Source organism: Trinickia terrae (assembly GCF_005144415.1).
Classification (GTDB): domain Bacteria; phylum Pseudomonadota; class Gammaproteobacteria; order Burkholderiales; family Burkholderiaceae; genus Trinickia_A; species Trinickia_A terrae.
Window position 1 is genome coordinate 311,322 of record NZ_SWJE01000001.1, and the last position, 14,828, is coordinate 326,149.

13 protein-coding genes are annotated in these 14,828 nt (G+C 65.6%); 1 reads left to right on the forward strand and 12 read right to left on the reverse strand.

Going from position 1 to position 14,828, the window contains the following annotated elements; translation table 11 throughout:
* Position 1 precedes the first annotated feature (1 nt).
* From FAZ69_RS01415 to FAZ69_RS01440, 6 genes are all read right to left on the reverse strand, one after another.
* Positions 2-844, reverse strand: a complete 843-nt coding sequence (locus FAZ69_RS01415; RefSeq protein WP_136892147.1) for a heme ABC transporter ATP-binding protein — start codon at positions 842-844, stop codon at positions 2-4.
* Positions 845-902: 58 nt separating this feature from the next.
* Positions 903-1,979 (reverse strand): FecCD family ABC transporter permease, encoded by a 1,077-nt coding sequence (locus FAZ69_RS01420; protein ID WP_240702058.1) that lies wholly within the window; start codon positions 1,977-1,979, stop codon positions 903-905.
* Between the two features lie 31 nt (positions 1,980-2,010).
* A complete protein-coding gene (locus FAZ69_RS01425) occupies positions 2,011-2,979 on the reverse strand; it encodes a heme/hemin ABC transporter substrate-binding protein (protein WP_136892149.1) in 969 nt (322 codons plus the stop codon).
* Positions 2,976-4,073 carry a hemin-degrading factor gene (locus FAZ69_RS01430; RefSeq protein ID WP_136892150.1) on the reverse strand — a complete coding sequence of 366 codons (1,098 nt, stop codon included), beginning with the start codon at positions 4,071-4,073 and terminating at the stop codon, positions 2,976-2,978. Before FAZ69_RS01430 ends, FAZ69_RS01425 begins: the two co-directional genes overlap by 4 nt.
* Before the next feature lie 75 nt (positions 4,074-4,148).
* Positions 4,149-6,473 (reverse strand): TonB-dependent hemoglobin/transferrin/lactoferrin family receptor, encoded by a 2,325-nt coding sequence (locus FAZ69_RS01435; protein ID WP_136892151.1) that lies wholly within the window; start codon positions 6,471-6,473, stop codon positions 4,149-4,151.
* Between the two features lie 248 nt (positions 6,474-6,721).
* The gene (locus FAZ69_RS01440; RefSeq protein ID WP_136892152.1) at positions 6,722-6,949 is read right to left on the reverse strand and encodes a hypothetical protein; all 228 of its coding nucleotides are present in this window, start codon (positions 6,947-6,949) and stop codon (positions 6,722-6,724) included.
* A 235-nt stretch (positions 6,950-7,184) separates the two neighbouring features.
* Between FAZ69_RS01440 and FAZ69_RS01445 the strand changes: the two genes are divergently transcribed.
* Positions 7,185-9,650, forward strand: a complete 2,466-nt coding sequence (locus FAZ69_RS01445; RefSeq protein WP_136892153.1) for a glycogen/starch/alpha-glucan phosphorylase — start codon at positions 7,185-7,187, stop codon at positions 9,648-9,650.
* Positions 9,651-9,711: 61 nt separating this feature from the next.
* On the opposite strand, the gene FAZ69_RS01450 is transcribed toward FAZ69_RS01445, so the two are convergent.
* The 6 genes from FAZ69_RS01450 to FAZ69_RS01475 form a co-directional block, all read right to left on the reverse strand.
* Positions 9,712-9,939, reverse strand: a complete 228-nt coding sequence (locus FAZ69_RS01450; RefSeq protein ID WP_240702059.1) for a hypothetical protein — start codon at positions 9,937-9,939, stop codon at positions 9,712-9,714.
* Between the two features lie 96 nt (positions 9,940-10,035).
* A complete protein-coding gene (locus FAZ69_RS01455; protein ID WP_136892155.1) occupies positions 10,036-10,422 on the reverse strand; it encodes a DUF6232 family protein in 387 nt (128 codons plus the stop codon).
* A 161-nt stretch (positions 10,423-10,583) separates the two neighbouring features.
* Complete coding sequence (locus FAZ69_RS01460) at positions 10,584-10,844, reverse strand: DUF2866 domain-containing protein (protein WP_136892156.1); 261 nt, start codon at positions 10,842-10,844, stop codon at positions 10,584-10,586.
* A gap of 299 nt (positions 10,845-11,143) precedes the next feature.
* The gene (locus FAZ69_RS01465) at positions 11,144-12,295 is read right to left on the reverse strand and encodes a porin (protein ID WP_136892157.1); all 1,152 of its coding nucleotides are present in this window, start codon (positions 12,293-12,295) and stop codon (positions 11,144-11,146) included.
* 241 nt (positions 12,296-12,536) lie between these two features.
* Positions 12,537-13,652: a succinylglutamate desuccinylase/aspartoacylase family protein gene (locus tag FAZ69_RS01470; RefSeq protein ID WP_136892158.1), complete on the reverse strand. Its 1,116-nt coding sequence runs from the start codon at positions 13,650-13,652 to the stop codon at positions 12,537-12,539.
* A 203-nt stretch (positions 13,653-13,855) separates the two neighbouring features.
* On the reverse strand, positions 13,856-14,641 hold the full coding sequence (locus FAZ69_RS01475; RefSeq protein ID WP_136892159.1) for an ABC transporter substrate-binding protein: 786 nt from the start codon (positions 14,639-14,641) through the stop codon (positions 13,856-13,858).
* Positions 14,642-14,828: the final 187 nt, after the last annotated feature.

A 14,828-nucleotide genomic window follows, 5' to 3' on the forward strand; every position in this document is an offset into this window, starting at 1 on the left:
GTCACGCAGGCACGGCCACCGGCGGCGCATCGGCGCCCGCATCGAGCATCCGCACCGAAAACCCGAAGCAGCGTTCGATCAGGTCCGGGCGCATCATGTCGCGCGGAGCGCCTTGCGCGAGGATGGCGCCGTCGACGAGCAGCGCGATGCGGTCGGCGTGGCGCGCCGCGAGGTTCGGGTCGTGCACGATGGCGAGCGCGCCGAGATGCCAGTCGCGTGTCAGCCGGCGCACCGTCGCGAGCAGGTGATGCTGATGCGCGAGATCGAGTGCGGCTGTCGGTTCGTCGAGCAGGAGATAACGCGGCGCCGGTTTTCCGCCGCAGTTTCGCTCGTCGAACTCGCGTTCTCCCGGCCAAAGCTGGGCGAGTACGCGCGCGAATTGCACGCGCGCGCACTCGCCGCCCGAGAGCGTCGTGACGTCGCGTCCCGCCAGCGGCGCGGCGCCCGCGAGTTCCAGCGCCTCGTGCGCGATATCGCGATCGCAAACGGCTGGCGCGCTGGCTGGCCGCGCATGCGGATACCGGCCCAGCAGCACGATCTCTTCGACACTGAACGGAAACGCCGGATGCGACGCTTGCGGCAGCACGGCGCGCAGGCGCGCGAGCCGTTGCGAGCCGATCGCTTGCAGCGCTTCTCCGTTGAGCGTCAGCGTTCCGCGCACGCGCGTGGTTCGCGCAGGCGCCAGCCCATGGAATTCGCCTGCCAGCGCCTTCATCAGCGTGCTCTTGCCCGCGCCGTTGCGGCCGAGCAGGGCGGTCAGCGCGCCGGGCTCGATGGCGAGCGACAAGTCTTGCAGGATCGGCGTGGCGCCGTGCGACACGCAAAGTTTGTCGGCCGTCAGCATGGCGAGTGCGGCTCCTGTTCGTTCGTCGAAGGATGCGGCCCGGCACTGCATTGCCGGTTCACAAGCCGAGGCGGCTGCGGCTTTTCCACAGCAGCGCAAGAAAGAAAGGCGCGCCAAGCAGTGCCGTCAGAATGCCGAGAGGCACTTCCGCCGGGGCGGCGAGCGTGCGCGCGGCGAGGTCGGCGAGCACCGTGAGCGATGCGCCGAGCAGCATCGCGCCGGGCATCACGACACGCTGATCGGGGCCGCAGGCGAGCCGCACGCAATGCGGCGCGACGAGCCCGATAAAGCCGATCGCCCCCGTGCAGGACACCAGCGCACCGACGCACATCGCCGATGCGACGAGCACGCTGTGCTTGACCGCGTAGACGGGCACGCCGAGATGCAGCGCTTCGGTCTCGCCGAGTTGGAGCGCGTTGAGCGCATTGCGCTGGCGATAAAGCCAGGCGGTGCCGAGCAAGCCGAGCGGCAGCACCGCGCCGAGCATCCCCCATTGCGCGCCGCCCAGGCTGCCGAGGCTCCAGAACGTGAGGGAACGCAATTGCGCATCGTCGGCGACGTAGGTGAGCAGGCCGATCGCCGCGCCCGTGAGCGCGTTGATGGCGATGCCCGCGAGCAGCAGCAGCGGCAACGCGAGCCGTCCCCGCGACGTGGCCAGCCGATAGACGAGCGCGGCGACCGCGAGCGCGCCCGCGAATGCCGCGACAGGCAGCCAGCCGAGAGCGGCAGGCGCGGCGAACAAGAGCGGGCCGAGCACGATCAGCGTCGAGGCGCCGAGCGCCGCGCCGCTCGACACGCCGATCAAGCCGGGATCGGCGAGCGGATTGCGAAAGAGCGCCTGCAGCGCGCTGCCTGCCGCGCCGAAGCCGATGCCGACCAGCACCGCGAGCAGCACGCGCGGCAAGCGGATGTTCAGGATGACGGAGCGGATTTGCTGAAGCGCCTCGTTTTGCGTGTTTGCCGGATCGGCTGCGAGCGCCGTTAGAACCTCTATCGGCGTGACGCGGTACGCGCCGATGCAGACGGCGGCCAGCATCGACGCCGTGAGCAGCACGGCGAGCGCCGCAAGCATGACGCTCGCGGCACGGCGTCGGCGTGCCGCGAGTCCGTCCGGTGCGGGGAGCGGGTCTCGCATGAATGGCCTGCGGGGTTTCGTCGACATGGCGTCACGCTGCGGTCAGCTTCTGGTTCAACGCCGCGACCGCTGCCGGCAAGCGCGGCCCGAAGCCGAGCAGGAACAGCGCATCGAGCGAGACGAGGCGCTGCGCGCGGCCGGCGGGTGTCTCGGCGAAACCGGGCGCCGTGAAGAGCGCTTGCGCCGAGCCGGCCGCCGCTAGTCCTTCGCCGGTGGTCAGCACGACGTCGGGCGCTGCCGCGATCAGTGCTTCTGCCGTCAACGGCCGGTAGCCCGCGAAGCCTTGCATCACGTTGCGAGCGCCGGCATAGGCGAGCATCGCGTCGGCAGCGGTGCGCTGTCCGGCGACGAGTGCTTGATTGCCCGTGTGGTTCAGCACGAACAGTACCCGTGGGGCTTTGCCCGTGCGAGCCGCTTGCGCGAGCGGCGATGCGGCCACCGCCGCTCGCGTCGCTTGCCATTCGCTGTCGAAGCGGGCGAGGAGCGATGTGCCGGCGCCGTGCGCATCGAGCGCGCCGGCAATGCCGTTTATCTTCATGCGTACCGTATCGGCATCGTGGCCTTCGGCAAACGATCGCACGGCAACCCCCGCGCTCTTGACTTGCGACAGCGCTGCGGGCGGCCCCGCTTCGGCCGATGCGAGCACGAGATCGGGCCGAAGCGAAAGCAGCCCTTCCGCCGACAGCGCCCGTTGATATCCGATCTTCGGCAGCTTGCGCGCGGCGTCCGGATAGGTGCAGGTCGTATCAGCGCCCACGAGCCTCGCCTGCGCGTTCAGCGCGTAGACGATCTCGGCGAGCGCGCCGCCGATGACGACGACGCGCCGGGCGTCGCTACGCCGGGCGTCGGCGCCTGGAGCCTTCACGTGCTGCGGCCCGGCCGCGATTGCGCGGCCTGCGGCGGCCAGGCTGCTCACGCCGCTCACACACAGCGCGAGCGCCACAGTGCCCGAACTGCCGATGAAAGCACGCCGTCCGCGATTCACGACAGCCCCGCTCATGCCGACGCCTCGCTGCCGTCGAGAACCGGCAGGCTGGCCGCCAGTACACGCCACGCTTCGAGCTCCGGCTCGCCGGGCTTGCGTGCGCCGAACAGCATCGCGATGTTCTCGCCATTCGCATCGAAAAGCTCCAGCGACGTGACGATCCCATCGCTCGTCGGCTTCTTCACGACCCACGCCTGAGCGATCAGGTCTTCACGCAAATGCAGGTTGAAACCGGGATCGAGCACGTTCAGCCACGGCCCCATCGTGCGTATCGTCTGCACCGGCCCGGTGTGGATCTGGATCATGCCGTGATTGCCGGCGAAGACCATGATCGGCAGTTGCGTTGCCGCTGCGCTTTCGAGCACGAGCCTCAGCGAATCCGCGGCAACCGGCTGCGCGAAGCCGCGCTCGGCAAGCCGCAGCGCCTGGGTGCGCGCCAGACCGAACTTGCGCAGCATGCCGAAGAACTGATGCGTGTCGGTCATCGCGGCCCAGGCCGCGTGAAAGCCGCGGACGTCGAGCTCGCCGTCGGGACGCACGGGCGCAGGTTCCCGGGCGGCGGCGACGTCGAGCCCCGCGGCCTGCTCTGGCATGCGCCGGCGTTCGACGAACGCGTCGAACGCTGCGTGGTCGCTATGTGCGCGCAGGAACACCTTGTGCACGGCGTGGCCTTGCGCGTCGAAGAATTGCAGGCTCTTCATCGTGCCGCGCCCGGTTTCCTCGCGCACGGCGAATCCCGAAGCCCAGTTGTTGTAGAAGATCCGCAGATCGATTGCGCTGCCGAGCGCGAGGCCGACCGGGCCATCGTGGCTCATCTGCTCGAATGGCCCGTCTTTTTCGTGCACGGCGGCTTCGTTGCGCGTGAGCGCCATCACGGAGCCGAGCGTCGGCATCTCTTCGAACAGCTCGACGAAGTTCGATTCGAGCCGCACGACATGCTCGCCGACGAACGCCGCCAGCGCTTCGGCTTCGCTTACGCCGAGCGCCTGCGCGGCTTCGCGGTTGCGCAGCTTCTGCTCCTGCTTGAGGCGCAGGAAGTCCTCGCGCAGCAGATGCGGCGCACGGCGCGCCCGGTTGGTGAAAGCTGCGGTAGCGTTGGTATTCAACATGCCAAACTCCTTATCTTGTATACCGGATAAAAAATGAACCATGCGCGGCCGGATGCGAAAGCGGCCAACGCGGCATCAGAAGTCGATCTTCATGCTCACCGAGACGTTGCGGCCCGGCGCGGTGTAGGCGTCGAGGACCGGCGACGATTGCGCGATGCCGCGCACGTCCGACCAGTTCCAATACTTGCGGTCGAACAGGTTGTAGATGCCGAGATAGGCGATCACGTGCCTGGTGAAGCGATAGCCGCCGCGCAGGTCGACGACGAACGAAGAGGGCGGCGCGAAGCAGGGGATCGGCTGGCGGCGCGCGTCGACGCACAGATCGGAGGAAATGTCGCTCTGGCTCTTCGCCAGTTGGAACAGCAGGTCTCCTTGCACGAACCAGCGCTCGCCCGGCTCGTAGCGCACGCCGAGCGCCGCGGAGAACGGGTTGACCGTGTTGAGCGGCTGGTTCGGGCCGCCGTCGTTTTGCGTCGTGCCCTTCGTATACGCCATGGCCGTCTTGAGCGTGATGCCGTCGGGCATCACCCACTCGGCGCGTCCTTCGACGCCGTGAATGCGCGCCTTCGCGAAGTTCACGTACTGATAGACGAGCGGGTTCGCCGCCGTGCCCGCGCCGCTCACCGTTCGTTGTGTGATGAAGTCGCGATAGCGGCCGTCGAAGGCTGCAGTGCTGTAGCTGATCGGGCCGTAGCCGGTGCCGAGCTTGCCGCGCAAGCCGATTTCGATCGTGTCGCTGGTTTCTGGCTTCAGGTCAGGATTGCCGATCGACGTATAGCCGTAGATCGGATTCGCGAAGCTGTTGTTGACCTGGCCGGGCGTCGGTGTGCGGAAGCCGTGTGCATATTGCGCGTAGGGGATCAGCGCGGGCGATACCTGATACAGCACCGCAAGCCGCGGCGAGAGCGCATGGTCGCTCGTCGACACCGGGTTGCCGCTGTAGAGCGGATCGCCGGTGCGCGGGCTCAGCCGGTAGGCGTCGAAGCGCAGGCCAGGCGTCACGGTGAGCTTGCCGTAGCCGATCTCGTCCTGCACGAAGGCGCCGAGCAAGGTGTAGTCGGTATCGGGAAACGCCTTGTTCGGGAACGCAGCCTCGCCGACACCGGGCACCGTGCCGTTGCGCAGGTTCGTCACGCGGTCGAAGCTGCCGTCGCCGCCGTAGACGAGCTTGTGCCGAAGCGGCCCCGTCGTGAACGCGCTTTCGGCAAACGCCGAGCCGCCGACGACTTTCTCCGCGTATGTGTTGTAGCGCGTGCGCGATGCCGAGTTGCCACGGATCTCGTTCGAGAACTGATGCTGATAGGAATCCTGATAATAAAGCTGAAAATGAGCTGCCTGGAGGTATCGATTGGCGTCGTCGCCGTAGTCGTAATCGAGGCTGTAGCGGTTGCGCTCGAGCTTGTTGCTGTCGGTCAGGCTAAGAGTGGTCGGCGGATTGATCGCCGACAGCACGTTCGTGTCGATGCGTTGGCGCACGGTCTCGGCGGTGAGCTTGATCGAGTCGTGCGCGGTCGGTTTCACTACGAGCTTGCCGAGCAGCGATTCCGAGTAGGTGTCTTGCGGATTGGCGGTCGCGCGCAGCGTGCTGGCCGAGTCGTTCGAGCCTTTGGTTTCGGTCTCGTGGCCACGGCGGCCGTCCGCGATGATCATCCCTTGCACCGTCTCGTTGCCGCCGGCCGCGGACGCCGTGCCGCCGAAGCTGCGGTCCGCCGACGCGTAGCTCGGGCGAAACGCGAAGTAGGTTTTTTTGCCGTAGATGCCTAGCAGGTCCTGCGGATCCTTGGTAATGAAGTTCACCGCGCCCGTCAGCCCGTCGCTGCCGTAGAGCGCCGAGGCGGGGCCGCGCAGGATCTCGATGCGCTTGAGCATTTCCATATCCGCGTAGTCGCCGCGGCCCGCTTCGAGCGGGCCGAAGGAGAACGAGCTCGGCAGACGGATGCCGTCTTCCATCAGCAGGGTGCGGTTTCCTTCGAGGCCGCGGATGTTGATGCTCGAATCGCCGTCGCGTCCGCCGCCCTGCGCTGCCGACGAAGGGCGGTACGGCGCGCGCCGCACGGTCACGCCGGGCTCGTAGCGCAGGGCGTCCTTGATGTCATTGGCTTGCTGCTCTTCGATGTCCTCGCTGGTGATGACCGACACGCTCGCCGCCGTGCGGCTGGCCGGCGTCGCAATGCGCGTGGCCGTGACGGTGACCGGGTCGAGCTGATCGTTCGTATCGCGGGCAGCGTATAGCGTGGCGGCTTGCGCGGCCTGCGGGCTTGCATCGGCGCCCGATGCGGCAAACGGTGCGGACAGCTGGACGGTTTCGGCGGGGGCCGCATGCAGGGCGGCCGCATGGACGCCGAACGCGCCGAGGAGCGCGGCGTAGAGCGGACGCCGTGCCGAACGAAGTTGATGCACGAAAGGTTCTCCCAGTCACGAATGAATCGAAAAGCTGGCTGGGCGAACGTGATGCCTGGCTGGCGTGGCGGCCCGCATTGTCGATGCGGGCGCTGCTGAATGAGAAAGAAAGTGTAATGAGAGTTATTCTCAATTGCAAGAAAAACGAAAGGTATTGGTCTACCCCAAAAAATCTCATCAACCGCAACTAACGGTCAGCCCCGGGGCCGCCATACGAGCACCAGCGCCGGCGCAACGTCATGATGCGATCACGCAAACGAAGAGAGCAGGATCGATAGGTGCCTGACATGGGCCTTGAACGCATCGAGTGTCTCGCGCTCGCTCGACGAGCTCAGATGCGGCAATTCCGATAATTCGACCTGCGCCTGGAATTCGTCGGCGGCCTTGCTGCGCATCTCGGGAGGCAGCGAGCGGATCAGCGAGATGATCAGCAGTTCTTGCGCGTGAATCATGCCTAACGTCGAGTGCGTGTTCATGCTGGCCTCCGTTTGAACGTCCCGCGCGAGCACGCAAGCGTGCATCGCATGTGCACTTTCTATACTAGGCCCGAAGGCAGCAACCGCCAACGCGCACCACATCTGCGCATCGATGTAACAGCGCGCAAGTGTCGTGGTGCTGTCGCCTTATCTGCGGAAAATGGCGTAACCTGATTGTTCCTTTGCCTGTGCGGCGCGCTCCACCGCGTGCCGCAACGCTTACAAGGAGGCTTCGATGACAGCCGTCGATCTGGAATTCGACCAGCTCAACAGTACCGTCGATGCGTTGCGGCGCTCCATCTCCAACCGCCTGATGTACGGCGTCGGCAAGGACGCCGCCACCGCTCGTCCCCAAGACTGGCTCAATGCCGCGGCGCTCGCCGTGCGTGATCGGCTCGTCGCGCGCTGGATGAAGACCACGCGCCAGCAATACGAGCAAGACGTCAAGCGCGTGTATTACCTGTCGATGGAGTTCCTGATCGGCCGCACGTTCACCAACGCCTTGCTCGCGCTCGGCATCTATGACCAGATGAAGGAAGCGCTGGCGAGTCTCGGCGTCGACATGGATGCGGCCGCCGAGCTCGAGCCCGATGCCGCGCTCGGCAACGGCGGCCTCGGGCGGCTTGCGGCATGCTTTCTCGACTCGATGGCCACGCTCGCGATTCCGGGCTTCGGTTACGGCATCCGCTACGAATACGGGATGTTCAGGCAGCAGATCATCAACGGAGAGCAGGTCGAGGCGCCGGATTACTGGCTGCGCGCGGGCAATCCTTGGGAGTTTCCGCGGCCCGAGGTGCGGTACATGGTTAACTTCGGAGGGCGAACGATCGAGCGCGACGGCCACGTCCAATGGATCGAGACCGAGCACGTCAACGCGATGGCCTACGACACGGTGATCCCCGGCTATGCCACCAGCGCGACGAATACGCTGCGGCTGTGGTCCGCGCGCGCGACCGAGGAGCTCGATCTGTCGGCGTTCAACCAGGGCGATTATCGTCGCGCGGTTGAAGCGAAGGAGACCTCGGAGAACGTCTCGCGTCTGCTGTACCCGGACGATTCGACGCCCGCCGGACGCGAGCTGCGCCTGCGCCAGGAATACTTCTTCGTATCGGCGACGATGCAGGACCTGATCCGCCGCTATCAGCGCACCCACAGCACGTTCGGGCGCTTTGCCGAAAAGGTGGCGGTGCATCTGAACGACACGCACCCCGTGCTGGCGATTCCGGAGCTCATGCGCCTGTTGGTCGACATCCATCACGTGCCGTGGGAGCGCGCCTGGAAACTCGTGCAGCAGGTGTTTTCCTACACGAATCACACGCTGATGCCCGAGGCGCTCGAAACCTGGGATGTCGAGATGCTTGCGCGCCTGCTCCCGCGTCATCTCGAGATCATCTTCGACATCAACGCCGAGTTCCTGAAGGACGCGAGCGCGCACTTCGGCCACGACGTCGACGTGATCCGCCGCATCTCGCTCGTCGACGAATATGGGCAGCGCCGTGTGCGGATGGCGCATCTGGCGATCGTCGCGAGCCAGAAGGTGAATGGCGTATCGAAGCTGCACTCGCAGCTGATGGCGCGGGAGTTCTTCAGGGATTTCGCGCACATGTTCCCCGCGCGCTTCACCAACGTGACGAACGGCATCACGCCGCGGCGCTGGCTCGCGCAGGCGAGTCCGCCGCTGTCGGCGCTGATCGACCAGCATCTGGGCACGCATTGGCGCAGTGACCTGTTCGAGTTGCGCAAGCTGAGCGCGCTCAAGGCCGATCCGGCGTTTTCATCCGAGTTCCGGGCCGCCAAGCGCCGCAACAAGATTCGCCTCGCGCATCGCTTGCTGCACGATACCGGCATCATGGTGCATCCGGATGCGCTGTTCGATTTGCAGGTCAAGCGCATCCACGAGTACAAGCGTCAACTGCTCAACCTGCTGCACGTGATCGTGCGCTACAACCGCATTCGCGCCGAGCCCGAGCGCGACTGGGTGCCGCGTGTCGTGATCTTCGCGGGCAAGGCCGCGTCGGCCTACAAGATGGCGAAGACGGTCATCAAGCTCATCAACGACGTCGGCGAGAAGGTCAACAACGATCCGCTCGTCGGCGATCGCCTGAAGGTCGTGTTCGTGCCGAACTACGGCGTGAGCGTGGCCGAACTCGTGATTCCGGCGGCGGACCTGTCGGAGCAGATCTCGATGGCGGGCACCGAGGCGTCGGGCACCGGCAACATGAAGCTCGCGTTGAACGGCGCGCTCACGATCGGCACGATGGACGGCGCGAACATCGAGATCTGTGACGCCGTCGGGCGCGACCATATCTTCATCTTCGGCCACACGGCGGAAGAGGTCGACGACCTGCGTTCAACCGGCTACCGGCCGCGGCAGATCTACGAGGGCAATCCGGAGCTGCGCCTTGCGCTCGACCAGATCCGCACCGGCTACTTCTCGAAGGGCGATCCGCACCGCTTCTCGGACATCTTCCATACGCTCGTCGATTGGGGCGACCACTACATGGTGCTGGCCGATTTCGCGGCGTTCGTCGAAGCGCAGGAAGCTGTCGACGCGCGTTTTCGCGAGACGCGCCTGTGGACCGAGAGCGCGATCGAGAACGTCGCGGGCATGGGGCAGTTCTCGTCGGATCGCACGATCGCGGAGTACGCGCACGAGATCTGGCATGTGAAGCCGGTCGACGTCGGTTCGACCGGCGGCTAAGCGCGCGTCGCGCCAGTGGTGTGGAGAGGGCGGTTTGCGCCCTGACGGCGGATCATCACCCTCACGGGGCGCTATGGTGCCCGCCCTTGGCGCGAACCGCGCCGATGGTGGCTTGCGAGAGGCTGCGCGTGAGCGCGGCGATGACGGCATCGAGCGGGCGCGATTCGACTTCGAGGCGAAAGGTCACGCTTTCACGGAGCTTATCGATCGTGACGACGTAGAGGCGCAGGTCGTCGCCGAGCGCGCTGTGCAGCGCGCGGCGCGCAATGCTGGAGGAGCCGGCCGGCACGGTGACGTCGAGCGATACGCACGAGGCGCGCCGTTGCGGCTTGCGCGTGCTGAACGGGCGTGCGGTTGTCGTGCGGCGCGCCAGCCGCGATCGCGATCACTGCCGGGCGGCTGCGTTTTCGATGGCCGTTTTCAGAACCTGGTCTACGCGCTGCACGAATTCGAGGTCGGGGCTCGAGAGTGCCTCGCGTTCGCCGGCGGCGGTCGCGACCATCAGCCGGTGGGTGATGTCCTGCGTGAACCACGCCAGCACGCCGACGACGAACATCATGACGCCGAGCGTAAGCCCCGCGCCTGAACGGAAGATTCCACCAGCCACGGCGCCGGCGAGGCCGATAAGGGAGAGCGTGAGCGGCAGCGCCTTATTTTTCTGGATCGTGACGATCCGCGTGCGGTGGATCTCGCGCAGGGCAAAGACCTGTCCGGCGGCACTGAGCCCGTTGCGCGTGATCGTGACGCCGCGTTCGTTGAAAGCGTTATCCATCGGCAAAGACAAGCGGTGTTGAAAGCGCGCAGCGTATCAGACTCTGCGGAGAGACGCCGGGCGCGGGCCGAATACTGTGGCACATGGCCGCACCGCGGGTTTGTATCGAAGAAGAGAAGCGGGGCATGCCGCGGCGGCGCGTGCCCGGGCGGCAAATCCTGTTAGCTGGCTTCGCTCGTGTACAGGCGGCCCGGAACGTGGCTCGCCACGGCGCGGGCGATATCGGCCTCGGTGCTTTCCGCAGGGACGATGCAGCGGTGCGAAGGCACGTCGCCGTGCGCGACCGTGGTCCATTCGACGAGGCGGTATGGCCGTCCCCACGGACGCTGCACGGGCATCGACACCCGGCAGCTTTGAACCGGCAGAGCATGCTCGCTCTTCAGCGTCGATTGCAGATGCTTGAACACCGTGTCTTCGGTCATGGTCACTCCCGTTTGCGCGTGGCCGCCGCCCATCGCATCGCAGCGCGCCAAGTGAAGGGGATAAAAAAATGCCGCCTAAGCTACGGCGGCTGAACAGGGGTGGTATGGACTGCATGGTCGCAGCCAAGAATTAAGCCAAACTTAAAACTCGCCGGCTTGGCCACCCCGCGCTGTGCAAAGGTCCTGCCGATGCATGCAGGGATGCCATTAAGCGCAACGCCCCGCCTGAAAATCCGCGGGGCGTTGCGCTTCCAGAAATGATCGGCTGCTGCCGTCACGCGGCAGCAGCCGAAATCGCTTTAGAACTTATGACGGATGCCGACGCGCACGGCGACCTGATCGGTCGAGTCGTTGCCCGACGTGCCGAAGTACGACGAAGCCGAATCGCCGATCTGCGCTTGCACGTTGGTGCCCTTGTTGTTACCCCCAGCCTTCTGGTAGATGGTGAGCAGGTACACGTCGGTGCGCTTGCTGAGCGCGTAGTCGGCGCTGGCGTCGACTTGGTTCCAGTGGCCCTTGAAGTTGTCCGAGGCCTTCATGTACGTGTAGCCGAGGCCACCCGTCAGGGCCGGCGTGAACGCGTACTTGCCGCCTGCTTCATACGCGTTGAACGTCGTCTGGGCGCCGGTGATCGGCTCGATGTGAGTGTTCGTCCACAGGGCCCACAGCGTGGCGCCGCCGATCAGGTAGCGGCCGCCGAGGCCGACCGTATGCAGGTCGCGGACCGTGGCGGTCTGGCTCAGGTTGGCGAGCGTCGTCGAGAAGGTCGTGGGCGATGCGGCAGCCGGGAAGCGGATGTCGGTGTAGGCCGCGCCGACCGAGAACGGGCCAGTGGCGTAGTTCGCGCCGAAGCTATACGCGCGCGAGGAGGTACCGGCCGCACCCGCGAACGCGCCGGCTTGGTTCGAGAAGCCGTACAACGCGCCGAACGTCAGGCCCGCGAAGTTGGCGCTTGTGAACTTGACCGCATTGCTGATGCGGCTCGACGTGAGCTGGTCGACGTCGTTGATGTGGTAGGCGTAGTTGCCTGCAACCGTGTTCGCGCCGGTCGAGTAGTTGCCGCCGACGAAGTCGGTCGAGAACGAGTATTGACGGCCGAGCGTGAACGAGCCGATGTTGTCCTTCGAGATGCCGACATAAGCCTGGCGGCCGAATTCCGACGAGCCTTGGCCCAGCGTGCCCGTGCCGCTGTTGAAGCCGTTTTCGAGCACGAAGAGTGCCTTCAGGCCGCCGCCCAGGTCTTCCGTGCCGCGCAGGCCCCAGCGGCTGCCTTGTGCAACGCCGTCGTCGTACTTGACGAGCTTGTTGCCGGCCGCGGACGAGGACGTGCTGGAGTTGTTGACGTAGCTGATACCGGCGTCAATCAGGCCATACAGCGTGACGCTGCTCTGCGCATGTGCGGTCCCCGCGATCGTGGCGATCGTAGCGGCGGCAATGATTTTCTTGTTCACAAATTCTCCGTGTTCTAAAGGGAATGGGCCGGCGTGCCGCTCTCGTGGCGGAATCGCAGGACCGGCGGCAATTTATATGACAAGAACGAAAGCCATATGACAGCTAGGTGGCTCGGGGAATTTGTTGCGTAGCTACAACAATGGGCTTGCCGAGACGGGGGGCGCCTGCTGGAGAAGAGGAAGCGGAGGGCGGGGCACAGCTCGGAAAGCGACTTCAGCCGCTTTCCGAGCCGGGAAAGGCTTAGTTCGACAGCAGCGAGCCCGTTCGATACGACGTCGCACCCGCAATGCGCGCGATCTCGAGCCCGGCCGTAGCGAAGCGCGCCCGGTGCCGGGCGTACAGCACGCCGGAGATGCTGCTCGTGATCGTCACGGCGCGGTCTGTCAGCGGGTCGACGATATCGGCGATCTCCTGGCCAGGCTCCACCCAGGAGCCTACCGGGGTGCGGAACACGAGCACGCCCGAGACGGGCGCGAGCAGCGGCTCGGTGCCGGCGAGCGGCGTGGGCGCGAATTCGAGCTGCGGCAGCGGGGCGGGCGTGCCGTCGATCACGCCGCGATGCGTCAGGTACTCGACGATCGCGTGAGCATCGCGCTCGGCGAACGCGTAGCTCACGTCGCTCTGGCCGCGCAGCTCGATCGTCACCGAGACCGAGCCGTTCGGAATCGGATAACGATCGCCGTAGCGCGCGCGAAGCTCGGACCAGCAGAAGCTGTGGATCTCGTCGAACGGATTGCCGATCGAATTGAGCGCGAGCAGCGACGCCTTCGCGTCGAGGTAGCGCGCGAGCGGCTCGACTTCGGGCCACAGGTCGGGATTGGTGTAGAGGTGCATCGCGGCCTCGAAGTCGCAATGCAGGTCGAGCACGACGTCGGCGTCGTATGAGAGGCGCTGCAGCGCGAGGCGCTGCGATTCGAGCTCGGTATTCGGCGTTTGCTCGTTGAGCGCCTCGCGCATCGCGTGGCGCACGGCGACGAGATTTTGTTGCGCGTCGCCGGTCAGGCGGCCTTCGATGCGCGGCATCACGAGCGCGGCCAGGTCGTGGAAGTGGCGGTTGAAGTTGCTCGCCGTGCCGGTTTCGAAGCGGCCGAGCATCTGGCCGAGCAGGTGCTGGTTGAGGCCGATCGGATTCGGCACCGGCACGACGACGATCTCGCCGCGCAGCTTGTCCGCGGCTTCGAGCGCTACGAGCCGCTTGCGCAGCGCCCACGCGACCAGCATGCCCGGCAGCTCGTCCGCGTGCAGCGACGACTGGATGTAGATCTTTTGTCCGCCGGAAGGGCCGTAGTGGAAGCTCGTCAGATGCCGCTCGGTGCCGAGCGCGGGGGAAATCAACGGGTGGGTCAGTGTCTGCATGATTTTATATGCGCGCCGGAGGGCATGCGGGCGCGTGGTCTGGAAGGAGAGTGCTCAGGCGATTGTACTTCGCGCGAGTCCGGCCAGGTGCGGACGACGCGGTGCGATGGCGCACAAACAAAAAAGGCTCCGCGCAACACGGAGCCTCTTTCGCTTGCAAGCCTGACATCGCAAGGCGCGGGAGCATCCCGCGCCGTTGCCGGTCAGCTGCCGTACACGTCGAACGTGAAGTACTTCGCTTCGAGCTTCTTGTACGTGCCGTCCTTGATGATGTCGGCGATCGCCTTGTCGATCTTCGCCTTCAGGTCGGCGTCTTCCTTGCGCAGACCGATGCCGGCGCCGTTGCCGAGCGTCTTCGGATCGTTCAGGTCGCCGCCGGCGAATTCGAAGCCCGCGCCGCGCGGGGTCTTCAGGAAGCCGATGTCGGCTTGCACGGCGTCTTGCAGCGCGCCGTCCAGACGGCCCGAGATCAAGTCTGCATAGACCTGGTCCTGGTTCTGGTAGGGGACGACCTTCACGCCCTTCGACTCCCAGTTGGCCTTGGCGTAGGTCTCTTGAATCGTGCCCTGCTCGACGCCAACCGACTTGCCCTTGAGCGAATCGGCCGTCGGCTTGATGCCCGTGCCCTTCTTCGTGACGAGGCGGGTCGGCGTGTTGAAGAGCTTGGCCGAGAACGCGATCTGCTCTTCGCGCTGCGGCGTCATCGACATCGACGACAGCACGCCGTCGAACTTCTTCGCCTTCAGTGCCGGGATCATGCCGTCGAAGTCGTTTTCGATCCACACGCACTTCGCGTTCAGGCGCTTGCAGATTTCATTGCCGAGGTCGATGTCGAAGCCGACCAGCTTGCCGTCGGAGCCCTTCGATTCGAACGGGGGGTAGCTCGCATCGACGCCGAAACGGATCGTGGTCCAGTCTTTGGCTTGAGCGACGCCCGCGGCGGTAACGGCGAGCAGCGAGATGGTCAAGGCGGCTAGTAGTTTTTTCACTTTTACTCCTGGAGGGGTTCGTTCGGCCTCGGATGCGGCTGTGCCGCGTCAAGGCTGTTCCGGCTCGATGGCTTGCCAGAACGGTTATTGCGGCTGCCGGCCCGGGCGGCCGGCAACGCGCGCACAGCATACCAAGCCAAAAATATGGCGCCGCTAGTAGAACACCGGATGGCAACCGAGCGCAACC

Excerpts from the sequence above, each read along its gene's own strand:
- FAZ69_RS01415 (WP_136892147.1), bottom strand. The coding sequence starts at position 844 with ATGCTGACGGCCGACAAACTTTGCGTGTCGCACGGCGCCACGCCGATC.
- FAZ69_RS01470 (WP_136892158.1), bottom strand. The coding sequence starts at position 13,652 with ATGCAGACACTGACCCACCCGTTGATTTCCCCCGCGCTCGGCACCGAG.
- FAZ69_RS01460 (WP_136892156.1), bottom strand. The coding sequence starts at position 10,844 with ATGACCGAAGACACGGTGTTCAAGCATCTGCAATCGACGCTGAAGAGC.
- FAZ69_RS01440 (WP_136892152.1), bottom strand. The coding sequence starts at position 6,949 with ATGAACACGCACTCGACGTTAGGCATGATTCACGCGCAAGAACTGCTG.
- FAZ69_RS01430 (WP_136892150.1), bottom strand. The coding sequence starts at position 4,073 with ATGTTGAATACCAACGCTACCGCAGCTTTCACCAACCGGGCGCGCCGT.
- FAZ69_RS01445 (WP_136892153.1), top strand. The coding sequence starts at position 7,185 with ATGACAGCCGTCGATCTGGAATTCGACCAGCTCAACAGTACCGTCGAT.
- FAZ69_RS01420 (WP_240702058.1), bottom strand. The coding sequence starts at position 1,979 with ATGCGAGACCCGCTCCCCGCACCGGACGGACTCGCGGCACGCCGACGC.
- FAZ69_RS01425 (WP_136892149.1), bottom strand. The coding sequence starts at position 2,979 with ATGAGCGGGGCTGTCGTGAATCGCGGACGGCGTGCTTTCATCGGCAGT.
- FAZ69_RS01455 (WP_136892155.1), bottom strand. The coding sequence starts at position 10,422 with ATGGATAACGCTTTCAACGAACGCGGCGTCACGATCACGCGCAACGGG.